11 protein-coding genes and 1 pseudogene are annotated in these 18,215 nt (G+C 70.4%); 7 read left to right on the top strand and 5 right to left on the bottom strand.

Annotated features, from left to right (window positions below; all coding sequences use genetic code 11):
* Window positions 1–2,312: SdrD B-like domain-containing protein (locus CCN72_RS13170; protein WP_086807689.1), on the bottom strand; the 2,312-nt coding region annotated here is incomplete at its 3' end.
* A gap of 269 nt (window positions 2,313–2,581) precedes the next feature.
* On the opposite strand from CCN72_RS13170, the gene CCN72_RS13165 reads away from it, so the two are divergent.
* Entirely contained in the window at window positions 2,582–3,319 is a 738-nt protein-coding gene (locus CCN72_RS13165) for a hypothetical protein (RefSeq protein ID WP_425276144.1), read from the top strand.
* 68 nt (window positions 3,320–3,387) lie between these two features.
* On the opposite strand, the gene CCN72_RS13160 is transcribed toward CCN72_RS13165, so the two are convergent.
* Window positions 3,388–4,740 (bottom strand): right-handed parallel beta-helix repeat-containing protein, encoded by a 1,353-nt coding sequence (locus CCN72_RS13160; RefSeq protein WP_086807685.1) that lies wholly within the window; start codon window positions 4,738–4,740, stop codon window positions 3,388–3,390.
* Window positions 4,741–4,827: 87 nt separating this feature from the next.
* On the opposite strand from CCN72_RS13160, the gene CCN72_RS13155 reads away from it, so the two are divergent.
* Window positions 4,828–6,006 carry a Dyp-type peroxidase gene (locus CCN72_RS13155; protein ID WP_086807684.1) on the top strand — a complete coding sequence of 393 codons (1,179 nt, stop codon included), beginning with the start codon at window positions 4,828–4,830 and terminating at the stop codon, window positions 6,004–6,006.
* A 159-nt stretch (window positions 6,007–6,165) separates the two neighbouring features.
* Here the strand turns inward: CCN72_RS13155 and CCN72_RS13150 are convergent, their stop codons facing one another.
* Window positions 6,166–6,897: a DUF4232 domain-containing protein gene (locus CCN72_RS13150; protein WP_086807683.1), complete on the bottom strand. Its 732-nt coding sequence runs from the start codon at window positions 6,895–6,897 to the stop codon at window positions 6,166–6,168.
* A gap of 424 nt (window positions 6,898–7,321) precedes the next feature.
* Between CCN72_RS13150 and CCN72_RS13145 the strand changes: the two genes are divergently transcribed.
* Together CCN72_RS13145 and CCN72_RS13140 are read left to right on the top strand one after the other, a co-directional pair.
* Window positions 7,322–9,730 carry an XRE family transcriptional regulator gene (locus CCN72_RS13145; RefSeq protein ID WP_086807682.1) on the top strand — a complete coding sequence of 803 codons (2,409 nt, stop codon included), beginning with the start codon at window positions 7,322–7,324 and terminating at the stop codon, window positions 9,728–9,730.
* Window positions 9,731–9,975: 245 nt separating this feature from the next.
* Window positions 9,976–11,013 carry a C40 family peptidase gene (locus tag CCN72_RS13140; RefSeq protein ID WP_086807681.1) on the top strand — a complete coding sequence of 346 codons (1,038 nt, stop codon included), beginning with the start codon at window positions 9,976–9,978 and terminating at the stop codon, window positions 11,011–11,013.
* Between the two features lie 212 nt (window positions 11,014–11,225).
* Here CCN72_RS13140 and CCN72_RS13135 read toward each other — a convergent pair whose 3' ends face one another.
* Entirely contained in the window at window positions 11,226–12,557 is a 1,332-nt protein-coding gene (locus CCN72_RS13135) for a serine/threonine-protein kinase (RefSeq protein WP_279630234.1), read from the bottom strand.
* A 1-nt stretch (window position 12,558) separates the two neighbouring features.
* Complete coding sequence (locus tag CCN72_RS13130; RefSeq protein ID WP_086807679.1) at window positions 12,559–14,553, bottom strand: N-6 DNA methylase; 1,995 nt, start codon at window positions 14,551–14,553, stop codon at window positions 12,559–12,561.
* Window positions 14,554–14,898: 345 nt separating this feature from the next.
* Here CCN72_RS13130 and CCN72_RS13125 point away from each other — a divergent pair, with 345 nt between their 5' ends.
* From CCN72_RS13125 to CCN72_RS41675, 3 genes and pseudogenes are all read left to right on the top strand, one after another.
* Window positions 14,899–16,449 (top strand): PD-(D/E)XK nuclease family protein, encoded by a 1,551-nt coding sequence (locus CCN72_RS13125; RefSeq protein ID WP_158101347.1) that lies wholly within the window; start codon window positions 14,899–14,901, stop codon window positions 16,447–16,449.
* A gap of 1 nt (window position 16,450) precedes the next feature.
* Window positions 16,451–17,629 (top strand): pPIWI_RE_Y domain-containing protein, encoded by a 1,179-nt coding sequence (locus CCN72_RS13120; RefSeq protein WP_086807677.1) that lies wholly within the window; start codon window positions 16,451–16,453, stop codon window positions 17,627–17,629.
* Window positions 17,629–18,162: pseudogene (locus tag CCN72_RS41675) on the top strand (pPIWI_RE_Z domain-containing protein); the annotation flags it as partial. The gene CCN72_RS13120 and the pseudogene CCN72_RS41675, both read left to right, overlap by 1 nt.
* Window positions 18,163–18,215: the final 53 nt, after the last annotated feature.

The raw sequence follows: 18,215 nt of genomic DNA, 5'->3' as shown, positions 1-18,215 counted from the left end.
GACGGGGGTGTGGTGGTCGGCGGGGGTGAGGTCGGCGGGGCAGCCTTGGGGATGTACACGCCGGCGTCGATGGTGTGGTCGACACCGCCCGGCTTCGCGGGTGCGGTGACCGGTGCCTGCCCGCTGCACAGCTGCCCGGTGGTCGGCGGGGTCACATTGGAGTCGTGGGCCCGGTCGGTGCCGGCGCGCGGGAGGGTGAACCGCAGCTCGTCGGCGGCGGGTTGGCCCGGTACCCCGCTGGTGTCGGCCGTGCACACGTCGAACTGCACGGTGTACTTCGCGCCGGGCGTCAGCTGATAGTCCGCGCCGACCCCGCCGAAGTAGTACTCACCGTCGGCATCGGTCTTCGTCGTGGCGACCTGCTTGCCGTCGGCGTCCAGCAGGTTGACCGTCGCGCCCGGCAGCAGCACCTGCCCGGCGTCCTGGATACCGTTGTGATCGCCGTCGTACCAGACCACGTTGCCGATCTGGATCGGCGCGTTGGCCGCGGCGTACGCGATGTCGCCGAGGCCGCCGGCCTTGCCGAACCCGTTCTGGTTCGGGCCGATGAACTGGTAGGCGTTGGCGGCCGGGTCGTTGCCGGGTCCGGCGCCGGTGGTGATGTCGTAGTAGCCGGTGCCGTCAGTGATCACGTTGCCGGTCGGGTCCATCTGGGTGCTGACGACCCACTGCTGCTGCGGGATGTAGGCGACCGAGCCCAGCGAGGACTCCTGGTGCGGTCCGGGCTGGGTCGCGGAGCCGCCGTTCGGGAAGAAGTCGCCCGGGAAGTACTCGACGACGCCCGGTGCCTCGGCACCGTCGACGGCGGGAGTCGCGTGGTTGGGGCAGGCTCCGGTGCCTTCCCAGTCGTAGCCGCCGGTGGGCTTGGCGCAGGCCATGTTGATGTCGCCGCCGGACATGCCGTTCTCGGCGTCGTCGTTCGAGGGCCTCGGGTCGAGGCCGCCCCAGCTGACGATGTCCATGAACCGGTCGCGGAAGCCGAGGACCATCGAGCCGTCACGGGCGACGGCCATGGAGGCCAGCTCCGGCTGCGGGTCGATCATCGTGTTGTTCACCTTGAAGCTGTCCCAGTCCTTCAGGCTGCCGTTCCACGGGTTCCAGAAGTGGGCCTGCGGGAAGGCGGCGTCGCCGCTGAGCACGTTGCCGCGCTCGTCGGTCAGCGCGTGGGTCAGCACCGGGGTGAACCGCTTGCCGTCGTAGGCATAGACGACGGCCTTCAGATCGGCGCGCTTCTGTGTGCTCTCCGCGGAGCACACACCGCCGACGTACAGGGTGTTGTCGTGGGTGGTCAGTCCGAAGGGCCGCCAGTCGCCGGACGCCGCGCAGCCCGGGTCCGGGATCGGCACGGTCGCCCGGGGCGCCGAGGCGGCGGCGCCGGTCGCGTCGAAGCTCACCAGTGACCGGCTGCGCAGATTCACCGCGTACAGCGTCGAGCCGTCCTCGGACAGGGCAAGGCCGCCGATGCTCTCCTTGCCGGGCGCGTCGGTGAAGCCCGCGTCCTTGATCAAGCGGGCGGTGTCGTGCGGGGTGACCGAGGCACCGGGCACCTTCGCGAACAGCTTCGGGGCGCCCCCGCCGCCGGCCGGCACGGTGTAGATCGCGTCGCCGCCGTCGGGCCCGTACTTGGTGTAACGCCGGGCGAACTCCGCCTGGAAGAGCCGCTGTCGGTCCTTGTCGTAGGCGAGCCCGAACGTGGTGCCCACCTGGTCCTGGGTGTCGAGTACGTCCGGACACGCCGCCTTGTCGGGGCAGTTGCCGCGGGCGCCCGTACCGAAGGCCACCAGTGCCCGGGTGTCCGTTCCGCTGCCGCCGTTCTGGACCGGCACGAAGTACCGGGAGTCCGGCAGGGCGTAGTCGGCGGCGTCCCAGACGCCGGTAATCACCGAGGCGTCCTTGCCGCCCGAGACGTCCACGAAGGAGGTGAAGCTGTCGAAGTGGTTCGCCGCCGTGGAGGCCGGCGCCGCCCGCAGGTAGTCGCTGTAGGGCGCGGGGACGGTGACGTCGACGCGGTACCGGCCGCCGGTCAGCCCCTTGTCCGAGGGCTGGACGACGACTTTTCCGGTGGCGTCCGTGACGCCGTTGACATGGTGTCCGGCGGGGTCGGTGACGTCGACCTTCATGCCCCGTTGCGGGACGTCCATGGTCGTGTTGATGACGCCGGTGCCGAAGAAGTCCCGCAGTGTCTCGACGGTCAGTGTGCCGTCGGAGGTCGAGGCGCCGGCCTGCCCGGCGCTTGTCGCGATCGTACCGGTGGCGCCGCCCATCAATAACAGACTGGACAGTCCCACCCGCAGCAGCCTACGTAATGGCATCGCATTCCTTTGCGTTGTCTACGTCGTCGCCCGACTCGGCAAATTGACGGCAACCCCCGCTCGGAGAGTACAAGTTGACGGGACGTCATATAGCCGAAACGGGAAAACCGAAGACACGTCCGCGGCAGCTGTTAGCATCGCGCCGCGTGCGGACCAAGGGAATCGGGCAGAGAATCGGGCCGAAAGTCGTGCGAGGTTTCCGGCGGGGTACGGAGGACGGGCGCCGCCGATGGGCGCGATCGGTCTGGGCCGCGGGCGCGCTCGTCCTCGTGGCCGCCGCGGGGACGACGTTCTTCCTCATCGGCGGCGGCGTCGGCGGTATCGACGGCGGCGGTGACTCGGCCGGTCGGCGCGCGCTGACGGCGGACGAGGCGAACCGGCTCGCCATCACGCGCTTCCTCAACTACCAGGCGGGCGGCCGCGCGGTGACGATCACCGTGCCAAGTGCCGCGGGCGGGCTGGTCGTCACCGGGTCCGTCGACTACCGGGCCGGAATCGGGTACGGGGTGGTGCGTGGCGCCGGGCGCGACACGTCCAGTGACGGGCTGATCCAGTGGACGGCCACCGCCGTGCTCGTCCACCCCATGACCGACGCCCCGGCCACGGCACCGCCCGCGCCGCCCGCGTCCGGCTGGTACCGCCGCCCGCTCCAGAAGTCCGGCAGCTCACTGGACAGTTCACTGGCCATCGCGCTCGGGCTGGGCAGTGATCGACCGGACAACGCGGAGCTGCTGCCGCAGAATGGCGCGGCAATGGTCGGGAAGGACAAGGTGCGGGGTCATTCGGTGGACGTCATGGCTGGGCCGAACGCTCGTGCGACGTCCGATAATTCATTCACCCTCGGGTCCAATTCCGGTAGTGCCGTGCGGTATTGGATCGGCGGCGACGGGACCATGTATCGAGTGCGGGCCGGTGTGGCTTCCGAGGCGCAACCGGTGGTCATCGATTTCGACGATCGGAAATATGTTCCTGTGCGGGCGGCGCCTGGGGTTACGTCGGCCGGGTAGCGGGCGGCGTGGGGTGGCCTCGGTGGCAAGGGGGCCGTTGGCGGGGTGGCCGAGTCCGTGCCCGTCGTTCAGGAGGTCCGCACCCGCGCCCCGGTGGCGAGCAGGGACGTAGGCGGCAGCGGGATGCTCTCGATGTCCGGGAGTGCCGGAACGGCGGGCACCTCGGTGGCGCCGGTGGTCGTGGCGTTCGGGAACTGCGGTTGCGGGGCGGGCGTGGCGACCTCGGTGAACGGGATGCCTCGGGGCCCCGCCGGTACCGTCCAAGTACCGCTCGGTGAAGCCGAGTTGGCTGCCACGGGACACGTCGCCGTCGCCGCGAGCCGCGCCGGCACGGTCGTACGAAGCGCGTTGCCGTGCAGGCAATTGCCCTTGCCGTGCGTGGCGGTGGGGAACGTCCAGCCGATGTCGATGCCGTTGGCGGCGAAGGTGTTGTCCGTGATCCGGTTGCCGGCGGGCGGTACGTCGGCGGTCGCGGTGATCACGAACCCTGCGTTGGTGTTGCCGGTGATCCGGTTGCGCAGGAACCGGTTGTCGCTGCCACCGTCGACACCGATACCGATTCCCCAGCCCCCGTCGGCCTGTTCGGGGGTCCGGGTCTGCTGGTTGTCCGCGATCAGGTTCCCGGCGACGACCGCGCCGCGCTGCGGAAGGAGCTTCTCCTGGTGGTCGGAGTCGGTGGTCAGGCCGACGCGGTTGCCGACGAGGCGGTTGCCGACGACGTACATGTCGCCGCTCGCGTTGGTGCCCTCGTACCCGACCGCGTTGAGCTCGGCGATGTTGTCCCGCACCACGACACGGCAGGGCTTGCACTGTCCGACATAGATCCCCGAGTCGGCGCCGCCCGAGGCGTAGGAGTGCTCGATGACACCGTTCTGGGCGGAGAACGCGTAGATGCCGTACAGCCCGTTGCGGGTCGCGGTCACGTACGAGACCAGGAACGACTTCAGGAAGGTGACCGGCTCATCTCCCGTGTCGTAGCCGCCGTTTCGCCCCGGCAGTCCGGCGACCGCCGCCGCGGAACCGGTCACCAGTACCCCGTTCTGCGTGTTGTTCTCCACGGTCAGGTTCTCCACGGCCACCCCGGGCGCCGCCACGACGACACCGTTCGGCTGCCGCAGCCGTCCGTCGATGACGACCTTGTCCCGGGAGGCGCCGCGCAGGGTGACGCGGGGCGTCTTGATCCGTACCGACTCGTGGTAGACGCCGGGGGCGACCAGCACCAGGTCGCCGGGGCGGGCGAGGGACACCGCCGCCGCGATCGTCGGGGCGTCGGCGGGCACTTGGATCGTCACCTGCGCGCCGTCCGGCCGCCGACCCTTGCCCGCTCCCCCGTCGCCACCGCCACCACCAGCGCAGCCGGCCACCAACACCAGCGCGCCGAGTACCGCCGCCGTCATCACGCGAAGAGCTGATCGAGGCATGATCCCAGTCTGGCACGATGGTGAATTGCGCACCGGAATACGGAACTTGAGCCACATGGGCGTTTCGGGTGTGGCACCCTGCACCCCATGCACCGAGCCGATCACCGCCCGTCACGCCGCGCGTTCCTCGATGCCACCGGTGCCGTGATGGCCGCCGGTCTCACCGCCGGGTGCACGGCGGACGTCGCCGGGTCGGGGCGGCACGGTGCTTCCGCGACGGCGGTCCCGGCTTCGACTCCCGCTCCGGTTCCGGCGCTGGGCGGGCATCAGGCGGGAGTCACGCTCCCCCAACCCGCCCAGGGCAACCTGCTGGTCGTGGTCGCCGACCTCGGTACGGCCGTGTCCGCCGGCCCGTTGCTCGCCGAACTCGGCGCGACCGTCCGTACGTTGACGGACGGGACCGACCCCCGGCTGCTGGGGCTGGCGCCGGGCGACCTCACCGTGACCGTCGGCGTCGGCCCCCGGCTGGTGCGCGCGGCCGGTGCCGAATTACCCGGCGCGACCGACCTGCCGCGCTTCTCCCGCGAGCGGATCGCCCCCGGGGCGCGCGGCGGTGACCTGCTGATCCAGATCTGCGCGAGCGACCCGCTGGTCGTCCCGGTCGCCGCCGCCGCGCTCCTGAACCGGGCCGGCGACCGCGTCCATGAACGCTGGCGGCAGTCGGGGCGCCGCGGTACGAACGTGCCCGTCGGCGAGGAACTCGCCGCGCCGCGGAACCTGTTGGGCTTCATCGACGGCATCGTGGGTCCGCACACGGCCGCCGAACAGCGCCGCGACCTGTGGCTGACCGGGCCGTCCGCGGTCGCCGGGGGCACCCTGGCCGTCGTACGACGCATGGAGCTGGACCTGCCGCGGTTCGCCGCCCTGTCCGTCGCCGAACAGGAGGCGGTCTTCGGGCGGCGCCGGGCGAGCGGGGCTCCGCTCTCCGGCGGCGCCGTCGCCTCGGGCCCGGACCTCGGCGCCAAGACGCCCGACGGCCGCTATCTGGTCCCCGCGAACGCCCATGTGCGCAGGGCACACGCCAATGTGGTCGGCGCCGGTCTCATGCTCCGCCGCTCCTACAGCATCGACGAGCCCGCCCCCGGCCTGCTCTTCATCAGCTTCCAGAACGATCTGCGGACGTTCACCGCCACGCTCACGCACATGGACGCCGCCGACGCGCTGCTGGACTTCACGACGACGACGGCCAGCGGGACGTTCCTGATCCTGCCCGGGTTCGACCGTCAACGCCCTTTGGGGGCAGGTTTGTTCGGCGTCCACAGTTGACGCCGTGCCGTGATGCGGTCACACCGGCGTGCTGCGGTCACGCTGCCGCGACGCTGCCGTGAAGCGGTCACACGGTCACACCGGCGCGGGCCCGGAGCATGGCGCCGACGCCGGTGCGACCGTTGGTTGCGCGACGGGCCCCCCGGCCCGCCACGCGGCTCAGAAGTCGTCCGCGCCGTTGCGGAGTTCGGGGGTCCAGTAGCCGGTGAGGGCCTTCGCCGGGTCGACGGCGATGCCCTCGCTGCCGGGCGCGGTGACGGCGATGACCGTCGGGTCGCCCGCGAGCATGACGGAGAACGCGGTCACCGGCTCGTTGTTCTCCTCGCGCCCGCCGTCCGACAGCTTGACCAGGGCGTACGCCGGGTCTCCGGCCGCGAGCACGACCGGCGCCTCCGGCTTGCTCTTGGCGACGGCCGGCACGTCCTGCTTGTGGCTCTCCAGGAACTGGATGTGCGGGAAGCCGGTCAGCCGGCAGGAGTGGCGGGAGGTGTTCTTCGCCGTGAGCACGATGTGGGTGTACGGCGGGCCGTCCTGCGTGGCGGCGGTGATGCGGAGGTCCCCGGCGGCGCAGACCGGGGTGGAGGCGGACGCCTGCTCGCCGGAGGAGGCGGAGCCGGAAGAGCCGGAAGAGCCGGACGAGCCGGAGGACTTGGTGGAGCCGCCGCTGCCGTTGGAACCGGTTGAGCCCGAAGAGCTTCCCGAACCGGCCGAGTTGGTCGATCCCGTCGTAGTGGACGCGTCGGTCGCCTTGCCGCTCGGCGACTGCGCGTTCGCCGAAGTGCCGGACTTGGGCGCGGACTTGGCGTCGCCGTCACCCTGGCAGGCGGTGAGGGACAGGACGAGGGCCGTGCCCGCGGCGGCGAGCAGGGCGGTGCGGTGGAGCGTGTTCATGGAGATTCCCCCGATGAGTGGTGAAGGACCGAGGCGCGGTGGCCCCGGCCAAGGTCGTGCCGTTCGTGATCCGTGGTCCGTGATGCGTGATGCGTGATCCGCGGGTCTGTGATCTGTGGGTCTGTGATCCATGGATCCGCGATCCGTGGGTCCGTGGTTCTCCTCGCCCTGGCCCGGCCGCTAGTCAGGCGGCAGGATGCGCGCGAAGTCGTACGGCGGGTGTGCGAAGCCGGGCGACGGGGTGCACGCGAACTCGCCGGGACCGGTGTGCGCGTGGTCCGAGAACTCGGTGGTCCGTGCCCTGCGTCGAGTTCACCACCCCCGGTCCCGGCGTCCCATGCGGTTCCACCGGCAGAACTGTCGTCCGCCATACTTCTGCCGGGGCTCGCATCCGGACGGGCCGGACGGTCAGGGGACTTCGACGGTGCGCGACGGCACGCCTCTCACGGGAGACTTCGGGCAGCGGCTGCGCCATCTGCGGACCCGCGCCGGGCTGAGCCAGGAGGCTCTCTCACACGCCGCCGGGGTGAGCGTGCGGGCCCTGGCCGACATGGAGCGCGGGCGTACCCGGGGGCCGCAGCGTCGTACGGTCCAGGTTCTCGCCGAGGCCCTGGGCCTGGACGACGCCGAGGCGGCCGACCTGGAGAAGTCCGCCGCCGTGGGCCGTCCGCGCCCCCGCACCGCCACCGGCCCGGCCGCCACCGGCACCCTGGCGCTGCCGCGCGACATCAAGGACTTCACCGCCCGCGGCCCGGCCCTCGCCGGACTGCTGGAGCTGGCGCGGGACACCGGTCCCGACCGGCCGGGGGTCAGCGTGGTCGCCGGTCAACCCGGCCTGGGGAAAACCGCGTTCGCGGTGCACGCCGCGCACCGGCTCGCCCCGCACTTCCCGGACGGGCAGTTCGCGCTGGACCTGCACGGCATGGATCCCGAGCCGACCACGCCCCGGGACGCGCTCGCCCGGCTGCTGGGCGCGCTGGGCATCGCCGACGCCGCGATACCCGCAGGCACCGACGACCGCGCGGGCCTGTGGCGCTCCCTGACCGGCGACCGGCGGATGCTCCTGCTGCTGGACAACGCCGTCGACGAATCCCAGGTCGGCCCGCTGCTGCCCGGCGCCGGACCTGCGCTGACCATCGTCACCAGCCGGCACTCCCTGGCGGGTCTGGAATCCGTCCACCGCACCGATCTGGCCCTGCTGCGGCGCGAGGAGGCGGTCGAACTCCTGACCCGCATCATCGGCCCGGAGCGAGTGCGGGCGGAGGCCCAGGCCGCGCGCGACCTCGCCGACCTGTGCGGCCAGCTGCCGCTGGCCGTGCGGATCGCCGGGCAACGGCTCCTCAGCCGCCCGCACGAACGCCTGAGCAAGCTCGTCGCCCGCCTCGCCGCCGAGGGCCGCCGCCTGGACGGCCTCCAGGCCGGAAGCCTGCGGGTGCGTGCCGCGTTCGCCCTCTCGTACCGCCAACTGTCCACGGACGCACGGACGTTCCTGCGTCGCGCCGCGCTGGCCGCGGGGGCGGACTTCAGCCCGGAGACCGGCGCGCTCCTGGCCGGGCTGTCCTACGACGACGCCGTCGCCTGCGCCGAGGAACTGACCGACGCCGGGCTGCTCCAGAGCGGCGCCGCCGCCGAGCGGTACCGCTTCCACGACCTGCTCAGGCTCTACGCGGCCGAACAGGTGGCGATCGAGGACGGCCCCGAGATCCGCGACGCCGCCCTCGACCGGACCACACGGTGGATGCTGCGCCGGGCCACCGCCGCCGCGCTGCACTTCGACGTGGAGCACGAGGGGAGCCCGCCGGGCGGTGCGCACGACGGCGACCCCGACCCGCACGGCGACCCCGACCCGCACGGCGACCCCGACCCGGACGGAGCCCCCGCCGGCCGGGAGGAGGCGCGGGCCTGGCTGGAGGCCGAGCGCGCCCAGTGGCTGGCGGCGCTGCGCCGGGCCCACGAGACCGGCCGTCATCAGCAGGTCCTGGACACGGCGCAGGCCATGCACTGGTTCTCCGACATCAACCAGCACTGGGAGCAGTGGGTGGAGGTGTTCCAGCGCTCCGCCGACTCCGCGCGCCTGCTGGGCAGCAGACGGGACGAGGCGATCCACCTGAACTACCTCGCCTGGTCCTACAACATGTGCGTGCATGACCCCCACAACGCGCTGACCTCCGCGGACGCCGCGCTGGCGGCGGCCCGTGACTGCGGGGACGGCCTTCAGGAGGGCTGGGCACTCGGCTACGGCGCGGGCGCGCTGCACCGGCAGGGCCTGGTACCGGAGGCGCAGGCGCGGCTGCGGGCGGGGGCCGACTGCCTGGCCTCGCAGAAGTCCGCGCAGGCCCGGCTGGCCGAGCTGACGATCCTCAACTCCCTGGGCACCCTGCTCCGTCAGGCCGGTCAGCCGGTGGAGGCCCTGGAAACCCATCGCCGTAGCGAGCGGATCTGCCGCTCGGGGATCCCGGGCCGTACGGACGAGCTGATCGCGCTGTACCACGCGGTCGCCCGCCAGCAGATCGGCAACGACCTGGCCGCCCTGGAACGCTGGCCCGAGGCCGAACCCCCGCTCCGCCAGGCCCTCGCCGCCTTCGAGACCGCCCAGATGCCCGCGTGGGCCGGCCCTGCCCGCCTCGATCTGGGCCACGTCCTCAGCGCGCTGGGCCATCCGGACGCCCGGGCGACCCTCCTCGCCGCGCGCGACGACCTCACCGGTCTACGCAGCCCGCGCCAGGCGGAGGCCGCGGCGGCCTTGGAAGCGTTGTCGGCGTTGTCGGCCTCGTCGACATCGTCCGCCTCGTCGGCCTCGTCGGCTTCGGAGGAGACCACGGCCGCGAGGTGAGGCACGGGCCGGTCGGCAGCACTGCCGGGGGTGCTCAATTCCATGGAGCCGTCCGCTCGTTGCAGCGGGCGGCTTCGTCGCCATGACCGACCATGAAGTCATCCGGACGTTTGATCCAATGGTAAGAAATTCATTAAGGTCATGCTCCAACCCCCGTTTCGGTGGTCACTCAGACGGAGTGCCGGCGGAGGGCCCCGCCCACCGCCGTGCTGGCAGGCGGCTGAAGGAGCAAGGAGTGAGCCACTGTGGCCTCCCATCGACGACCGAAGCAGCCCAGCCGAACCCGTGTCACCGTACTGACCACCGCGGCAGCCGCGGCCGTGGCCCTGAGCGCGCAGGCCGCCAACGCCGCACCGAGCCAGAAGCCCGGCAAGGACGAGGTCAAGGCGAAGGTCGACAAGCTCTACGAGCAGGCCGAGCAGGCGACCGAGAAATACAACGGTGCCAAGGAGAAGCAGCAGAAGCTCCAGAAGGAGATCTCCGCGATCCAGGACGGCGTCGCGCGCGGCCAGCAGGAGCTGAACAAGCTGCGTGACGGCCTGGGCTCGATGGCCAGCGCGCAGTACCGCTCCGGTGGCCTCGATGCCTCCGTCCAGCTCTTCCTGTCCTCCGACCCGGACGACTTCCTGGACAAGGCATCCACGCTCGACCAGTTGAGCGGCCAGCAGGTCTCCGCCCTGAAGAAGATCCAGGCGAAGCAGCGCACGCTCGCCCAGCAGCGCGCCGAGGCCACCGAGAAGCTCAAGGACCTCGCCAGCACCCGGACCGAGCTGGGCCACAAGAAGCAGGAGATGCAGGGCAAGCTCGCCGAGGCGCAGAAGCTCCTCAACACCCTGACCGCCAAGGAGAAGTCGGCCCTCGCCGACGAACAGCACCGGGCCAGCCGCTCCGCCACCGAACGGGTGCAGCTCGGCAACGAGAACTCCGCCTCGGGCCGGGCCGCCGCCGCTTTCGCCGCCGCCCAGACCCAGCTCGGCAAGCCCTACTTCCGCGGCGCCACCGGCACCGCCTCCTACGACTGCTCGGGCCTGACCTCCTGGGCCTACGCGCAAGCCAGCGTCCACATACCGCGCACCTCCGAGGAACAGGCGGGCATCGGCACCCGCCTCACCCGAAGCCAGCTCCAGGTCGGCGACCTGGTCTTCTTCTTCAACGACCTCCACCACGTCGGCCTCTACGCCGGCAACGGCCAAATCCTCCACGCCCCACGCACGGGCACGGTCGTGCGCTACGAGTCGATGGACACGATCGGCGGACCGTTCATGTTCGGGGTACGGGTCTGACCCACCCCCACCGGGCGACACGAACCGCCCGCTCCTTCGGGGGAAGGCGCGGGCGGGGTGTTCGCACGTCGGTGCCGGTGGGTCGTGACGGGGGCCCGCGGGGCGCGGAAGCCCGCCATTGACACTTCCCGAGACTCGACCGAAGATCGGTGACCCTTCTCGACCGGTTCGAGGATGGCGACGGGGCCCGGGCGGATCAACAGACGGAACAGTCAACTGCGCGGTGTCATCTGGGCTCCTCGCTCCTCGGAATCGAGCATCTTGAGAATCCCCTCCGCTCGTGCGTGATGGACCGCGAGCACCTCCACACCGAGAGTGTCTTCCCGGATCTCCACGCACACGACTCGTGCTTTGTCGTCGTCGTGACAGGCGACCAGAGCCTCCGCCAAGTCGACGCGCAGATCCAGGACTTCAGGGGATCTCAAGCCGTACTGCTTTCCGAAAACGGGGAGACCTTCGGTGAGCAGGTCGACCGCCTTGCCCGGGTCCTCCCCAAGCAGGTTCCGAACCTCGTGGTGGAGATCCTTGACGTCGGCCCGCGGACGGAACGTCTGCGGAGCGGAGGACGGTTCGACAGCGAAGAGGATGCGGGGCTCCTCGGGAGCGAAGAGCGCGCGGAACGGCCGGGTCGGATCGCACGGCAGAAGCCCCGCCGGAGGCGGGTCGCCTGCGGAAGGCAGGTAGGCCCGCAGGACACGATTGACCTCGTCCGCAGTGGCTGGGCGACGCGCGGGATCCACCGCGAGCAGCCGATCGACCAGGTCCAACACCTCATCAGGGAGTCCGACGGTGAGAGCGCCCAACGACGCATGGGTGCCCCGGCCCAGCCTCCGCCGTTCCCAGAGATCCTGCTCATCCTGGAGGACGCGGTGCCCCGTGAGCATCTCGTACAGCAGGCAGCCGAGGTTGTAGAGGTCCGACCGGGCGGTGATCTCCCCGCCCTGGAACTGCTCCGGAGACATGTAGAGCGGGCTGCCAGGAGTGCCACCCGTTCTCGTCAGTCGGGTGTCACCCATGGCTCCTGGCACCCGGGCGATGCCAAAGTCCAGGAGTTTCGTGTAACCCTCCTCGGAGACCATCACATTGGACGGTTTCACATCGCGGTGCACGATGCCCTCGCGATGCGCCTCGGCGAGGACATTACAGAGCGGCACGATGACACTGACGGCTACGGGGAGTTCAAGTACGCCGCACTCCTCGATCAGGTCGTCCAGACACATCCCGGATACGAACTCCATCACGAGGTAGAAGTTCCCGCCCTCCTCACCGCAGTCATGCACCGCCGGCACTCCGATGTGCGTGAACCGCGCGGTGACTCCGGCCTCCTGCTGGAAACGCCTGACTGTCTCGCTGCGATGTTCAGGCGTGGCGACCGGATCGGGAGTCAGGAACTTCACCGCCACCCTTCGACTGAGCAACTGGTCGTACGCCTGCCAGACCGTCCCCATGCCCCCATTCCCCATAGGGCTGTCCAGCCGATAGCGGGATCTCAGGACCCGCCCGGCGCGAATCTCGAACCTACCGGCAGCATTTACCCACGCCATCTCATCTCCGTCTGTCATCGATCGGGTCGACCAGCCCCGCCGCCAGCGCCTCGGCCAATTGCCGGGCGATGCTGCGTCCCTGGTCGACGACTGCGGCGAGGGACTCCTCGAATCGGGCGATGTCCCGGAACCCCTGGCCGATCCTCTGCTGTTCCTCCGGTGACCGCACCGGCAGGAAAAGGCGTCCTGTGTCCAGGCGGCTCCGGCGACCGGCGGTGACCGCCGAAGCGTCGAAGCGTCCGGGACCCGCGCCGCCGGTCATCGTCCCGGCCAGGAACCAGGGGTCCAGCACAGTCCGTTCGGAACGCAGGACGGTGACTCCCGGCCCGACCGCGGCGCCGTACTCCCATGGGTCGGCGGGACGCGCGCTCTCCGGTGCGGCCGCAAAGACCAGAACGTCTCCCTCGCGAAGCCGCTCACTCTCGACAACGTAGGTGTAACCGCTCGGCCCGGAACGGGACAGCCCGTCGTCCAGTGCGAGCAGAGGCGCCCTCACCGTCGTGCCGTCGATCGTGTGCTGGGGTGTCGAGCCCCGCCATGTGCTGAGAGCACCGGACCGAATGAGCTCGTCCAGCGAGACACGAGGCGAGGTGCCACCCTCGCCCGGACCGGTCGGCGGCATGGGCGTCTCCCGTACGACGGGCAGCGTGCTCGGCAGCCCGTTCAGCAAGCGCAGCCACCCGGAACGCTCCTCCTCCCATCGCGTCATATCGATGGCGCCGCCGGATTCGGTACGCACATGCAGCGCCGGCGTGACATCCACGTCGTCACGGAGAAGCACGGTGATCGGCACCCTGCTGGCGAAGTCGGCATCGAGATCCGCTCCCGCACGGAACCGGCGCCACACCGAAGTGACCGCCGCCTGTACCTTCTCCCAGTCCGTCCTGGTGCCTGGCCGCTCCGCATCCGGGCCGACGAACATATCCGCGTCGACGAACAGCACATCCTCCGGTGGCGCCCCTGCCCGAGAGCGCTCGACGATCCAGAGATGGGTGCCCGGAGCCCTGGAGGCCCAGGAGGGTAGAGCCACGACCGCCCGAAGGGTGCCGCGCCGCAGCAGTTCCGCCCGGATACGGCGCCCCGAGGGCCTTGCGGCCACACCCGCCGGTATGAGGAGGACAGCGCGGCCGCCGTCGTCGAGATGTGCCAGAGCGTGCTGAAGCCAAGCGAGTTCCGGCTCTCCCTTCGGCGGTAGACCATGGGTCCACCGGGTGTCGTAGCCGAGTTCGGCTCGACCCCAGTCCCGTTGGCCGGAGGGAAGGTCGCACACGACGCCCTGCACACGCGAGATGGCGTGGGCGTCCCCCAGCAGGGAATCGCCGGGCTTCACGGACACGTCGTATCCGTGAAGCCTGAGCCGGACGGCGGCGATCTCGGCGAGGTCGCGGTCGAGGTCCTGGCCGAGCAGGGCGGTCGTCCCGCTCTCCGCGGCCTGGAGGAGCAGACCACCGGTGCCACACGCCGGGTCGAGTACGGACACCGGCGCTTCACCGTCCGTCGAACCGGCCAACGCACACATCAAGGCCGCCACCGGAGGCGGTGTCACTGCAATCTGGCGTGCGTGAGCCTCCGTCCAACGGCGGAGGAGTTGCTCGAAGGCCTCAGCGGCACCGAGTTCCCTCCGCAGGCCATCGATGTGGGCACCCAGAGCGGAAGGCAGAGGGAGCGCACCGTCCTCCGCTCCCGCTTGGCGCCGACATGGCTCCTCGCCGAGCAGTCGGAACCCGGCCGACACCAGTACCGCGCCCGGGCGCCCCGGGTCCCGCACTGCTTCCATCGCCCGCCACGCCTCGTCGGCCGGCGTGATGCGAACCGACCGGCCGCGCTCTTCCAGCCAATTCACCACCTCCGAGAGCAGAAACCGGGGACTCCCCGCCGTACCGCCCACAGGGGTGGGAAACTCCGCGTATCTCCGGCGCCAGTTGCTCACAGCCGCAGGACCGACCCCCGCGATCCGGGCGATCTCGGCTGCCGTGACTGTGGGTTCGTTCACCATCCCGCCCTCCTCACGCAAGATCTCCGAGGAACCTTAGCGCGTCACTCGTTAATAAACATCACTCAAACGTGTCTGTTGACCATATTCACAAGGGATGCTCCCATGGATGCATTCCATCAAGGCCGACACAGCGGAGGACTCATGGCAGCATGGACCCCACCCCCCGAAAGCACTTGGCCCACCTCCAACAGACTGATCCGCGTGTTCGCGGCCTCTTCCTTACGCCAGGACAGTGGCCACTGCCCATACAAAAAGGCCCTCAAGGCGCGTACCGGGTTCCGGCTTCCCCGGGGCCCCCTGCCCGCCTACAAGCCTGACCGGAGAGAGACGTTCAGCCTCGGACCCATGGGGACCGCGCTCGACCTGATCGAGTACCGGGGGCTTCAGCCCGAGGAAGCCCTCCACCAGGCCCTGGCAGCCACGCACGAACAGCCGGCGGCAAATCCAGGACTCGCCGCCTGGACTCGGTTCGCGGTCGATCGGTACTTGGAGGGCAGGCCCCCCGGGCTCCTGCCCGTGGACTGCTCCTGGGTCGTCGTCACAGCTCTGGAAAGGGCCGATGCCCGCGGCGCGAAGCGCTACGAGCAATGTGTCTGGGGCCGCCCCTACGGCTCCGCAGACGGGCGAGTCCGCGAGTTGTGCGTGCCGGTCGCCCGCTACGTGGGCTCAGCGGACCGTACGAGACCTGCCGACGTCGGCCCGGAGGAGCGCGCGGACCTGGCCGCGGCCGCCCATGTCGTCAGCTGCGGCAAGCCGTACCGCTTGCCCGCCCCTCGCCAATGGAGTCACGGCGCCGAACCGGTCCACGACGTCGGAGAGGCCGCTTGGCGAGATCCTGATGAAGTACGGATCACCGAGGTGAGCTGCCTCGACGGGAAACGTCTCGAACTGCTCCGCGAAAGCCCCGAGGAAGTCGCGCAGCGCTATACGACGTACGGTGCTCCTGAGCTGACCAAGACCGTCGGCGGCGGTGGGTTTCTTCCCGGCTTCGACTGCGAGGACTGTAAGTACGCTCCCGGCTGCCCCGCGTTGAGTCGAATCGGCGGAATATTGGGCATCGAGGACCGGACGAAGCCGCGCCGTATCTGGTCTGTCACCAACGGGCGCTCCTATATGGGTCGTCCGGGGCACGACGAAAAATGTCCGGCCCGCGAGCACCTGCGGCGCCTTCGCCTGCCCGACCCCGAGGGCCGCGCACTGCCCCCGCATGTCATCCGAGGCCATGCGGTGCACGAGTGGATCCAACGTCGTCACGAAACCAATCCCCGGACCGCCTGCCTGGCCGAGTACGCACCGGACGGCCGGTCGCCCTGGTCAGCCGGCCGCTGGACCGTGCCGGAGGAACAAGCGGAACTCGGGGCACGGATGATCGCCGCGCATGCTCGCCACTGTCCGTACAAGTTGTCCACGGTGCACGAAGTCGTGCACGAGCGAACGCTCGTCCTGCATGACACCTCGGCCGACGTCCTCGTACTCGCCAAGCCGGACATGATCTACCGGGACGGCCCCTCCTGGGTCTACCGGGAGACGAAGACGGACGCGCGGCGCGACCCGCCGCCCGAGGACGCCGACATCTTCCGCGCACGACCCCAACTCGCGCTCGCCGTGCTCCTCAGCACCAGCCCCGTCCTCAACGACGACGCCTCGGCCGCCCGTGTGGAGTTGGAGGTCCTGGGTCCAGCCGGCGCACGGCTCGTGATCATCGACCCCCTCACCCCTGAGAATCGCGCTGCCGCCCGTCGGGCCATTCACGAACTGGTCACCGACTGGCACGCAGATACTGACGCCCCGGTCCGTCCCGGCCGCCACTGCCGAAGCTGCGAAATGGCCGTCTGGTGCCGCCCGGCTCCGCCCACGGACACCGCCGCCCCCACCTCCAGCGCGCCGAAAGGCTGAGATGCACCAGACCCAGGCTGTGCACCCCACGCCATGGGCGGAGTCGGAAGGCATCCGCCTGCTTCGTGGAGTTGCCACCGCCATGGTCCGCCTTGCCGAGACCACGGGTACGGAGTCGCTGAGCCGCCCTTATCCCGAGGAAGCACAGCAGGCTCTGAACGACATCGTTCTGGCTTGCCTCCTGCTGAAGGCCGCCCCACCCGAGAGCCTCCCCGCACTGGTCGACTGGGCGGCTCTGCGCCCCATCGACGACTGGACGTTCACCCTGCCCGCCGACGCGGTCCGGCCGGGATCCCTGCTGCTCGACAAGGCGACCCGCCGGCCGACCCAGCTCTGCTACGAATGGGCCGTCGACTCGGAGGAATCCACCGCGCTCTCCGAACGGCCCTTCATGAGCACGGCGGCCACGCGCTGCCGGGAAGAGGAGTACCCCGAGGCATATCAGGCATTCCGAAGCCTCTTGATCCGACGCCCGGTCCTGACGTATCGCGATCTCGTCACTCTCCCCAGCGCCGACGGCGGCCTCCTGGGGCCTCTCGGAGAACTGCTCCACGACATCTATCAGCCGGCTCCGGCGTCCTACCTCGACCGCAAGCGCAGGATCTACACGGCCTGCGGCCGCTGCCGCACCCTGTTGCATCCGACGACCGAGGGCGGAATGTGGTGCGAGCGACGTTCGTGCCAGGACCGGGATTCCGTCCGGCCAGGTCGGGAATTCAGAGCCGACGACGACGGAGGCGTGCACCTCCTGATCGGGCCGTTGCGCCAGTGGGTGGCAGCCCCCGGAATCCTGGAGGAACGGCTGGCACGCCGGCTGGTCAAGTGCGGCGCGGACGTGGAGCTGTGGCCCGACTTCGGCGCATACGGCATGCGCGTGCGGCTGACGGACGGGTCCACGTTGGCGGTCGAGCACAAGGACTGGACGAGCGCGGCGCTGCTGGGCCGCCGGGCCGCTCCACCTTTGTCCGGCCCTTCGTACGACCGGTGCTTCTGGGTTATCCCGGCCGCCCGGCTGCGCGAGCAGCCGACGTACCGCGCGGTCTTCGAGCGCTACCGGCCGACCCGGTCACCGGCCCTCATCAGTGACAGGGAACTCATCGACACCGTACGCAAGGCTGCCGGGGCCGGGCTGCCCGGCGTCGACACCACGAGCGACGAACCGGCCGAGGGACTGTTCTGATGCGCGACCGTACATTCTGGGGCTCTGGGCACGCCGACCGGATCCGTGCTGCCTGGCCGGTGGAAGCGGGCCCGTCTCGTGCCCCTCGCCTCCTCCGTGTCGAGCTCGGCCTCTACCTGCTGGAGCGACTGTGCCCCGGCGAGCCGGCGATCGCCGCGTGGACCCTGCTGGGTGGCTACCCGTTCGCCCTCGCGCAGGAAAGGACCGCGGAGCGCGAGCGGATACTCAAGGTCGCAAGACACCTGCTGTGGCCGCTGCGGCGTCCCCGCACCTGGGAGCGTGCTCTGCGGCTGTACGCCTCCTTCCCCACCGAGGTACGCGGCTACCGGCTCACCGACATCCACACGACCGCGGTCCGGGAAAAGGTCTCCGTCCTGGCCGAGCGCTGGGAGCTGTACGAGAAGGCCCTCACCTCCGCCCCTCGCTTCTACCGTCGGCCACGGCTGGCGCTCGCCCGGCCCGGGAGGTCGTACCGCTTTCCGCAGGGCAAGCTCATCACGTCCGTACGCCTTCCCCGGCATCTGCCCGTAACCACGGCTCGCCCACACGTCCTCGTTCCCTCTCCCGGCACGGCAGAGCCGATCGA

Source organism: Streptomyces murinus (assembly GCF_002154555.1).
Classification (GTDB): domain Bacteria; phylum Actinomycetota; class Actinomycetes; order Streptomycetales; family Streptomycetaceae; genus Streptomyces; species Streptomyces murinus.
This window is presented reverse-complemented; position numbering and strand designations above follow the sequence as displayed.

Excerpts from the sequence above, each read along its gene's own strand:
- CCN72_RS13155 (WP_086807684.1), top strand. The coding sequence starts at position 4,828 with ATGCACCGAGCCGATCACCGCCCGTCACGCCGCGCGTTCCTCGATGCC.
- CCN72_RS13135 (WP_279630234.1), bottom strand. The coding sequence starts at position 12,557 with ATGGCGTGGGTAAATGCTGCCGGTAGGTTCGAGATTCGCGCCGGGCGG.
- CCN72_RS13130 (WP_086807679.1), bottom strand. The coding sequence starts at position 14,553 with ATGGTGAACGAACCCACAGTCACGGCAGCCGAGATCGCCCGGATCGCG.
- CCN72_RS13120 (WP_086807677.1), top strand. The coding sequence starts at position 16,451 with ATGCACCAGACCCAGGCTGTGCACCCCACGCCATGGGCGGAGTCGGAA.
- CCN72_RS13150 (WP_086807683.1), bottom strand. The coding sequence starts at position 6,897 with ATGAACACGCTCCACCGCACCGCCCTGCTCGCCGCCGCGGGCACGGCC.
- CCN72_RS13125 (WP_158101347.1), top strand. The coding sequence starts at position 14,899 with ATGGGGACCGCGCTCGACCTGATCGAGTACCGGGGGCTTCAGCCCGAG.
- CCN72_RS13160 (WP_086807685.1), bottom strand. The coding sequence starts at position 4,740 with ATGCCTCGATCAGCTCTTCGCGTGATGACGGCGGCGGTACTCGGCGCG.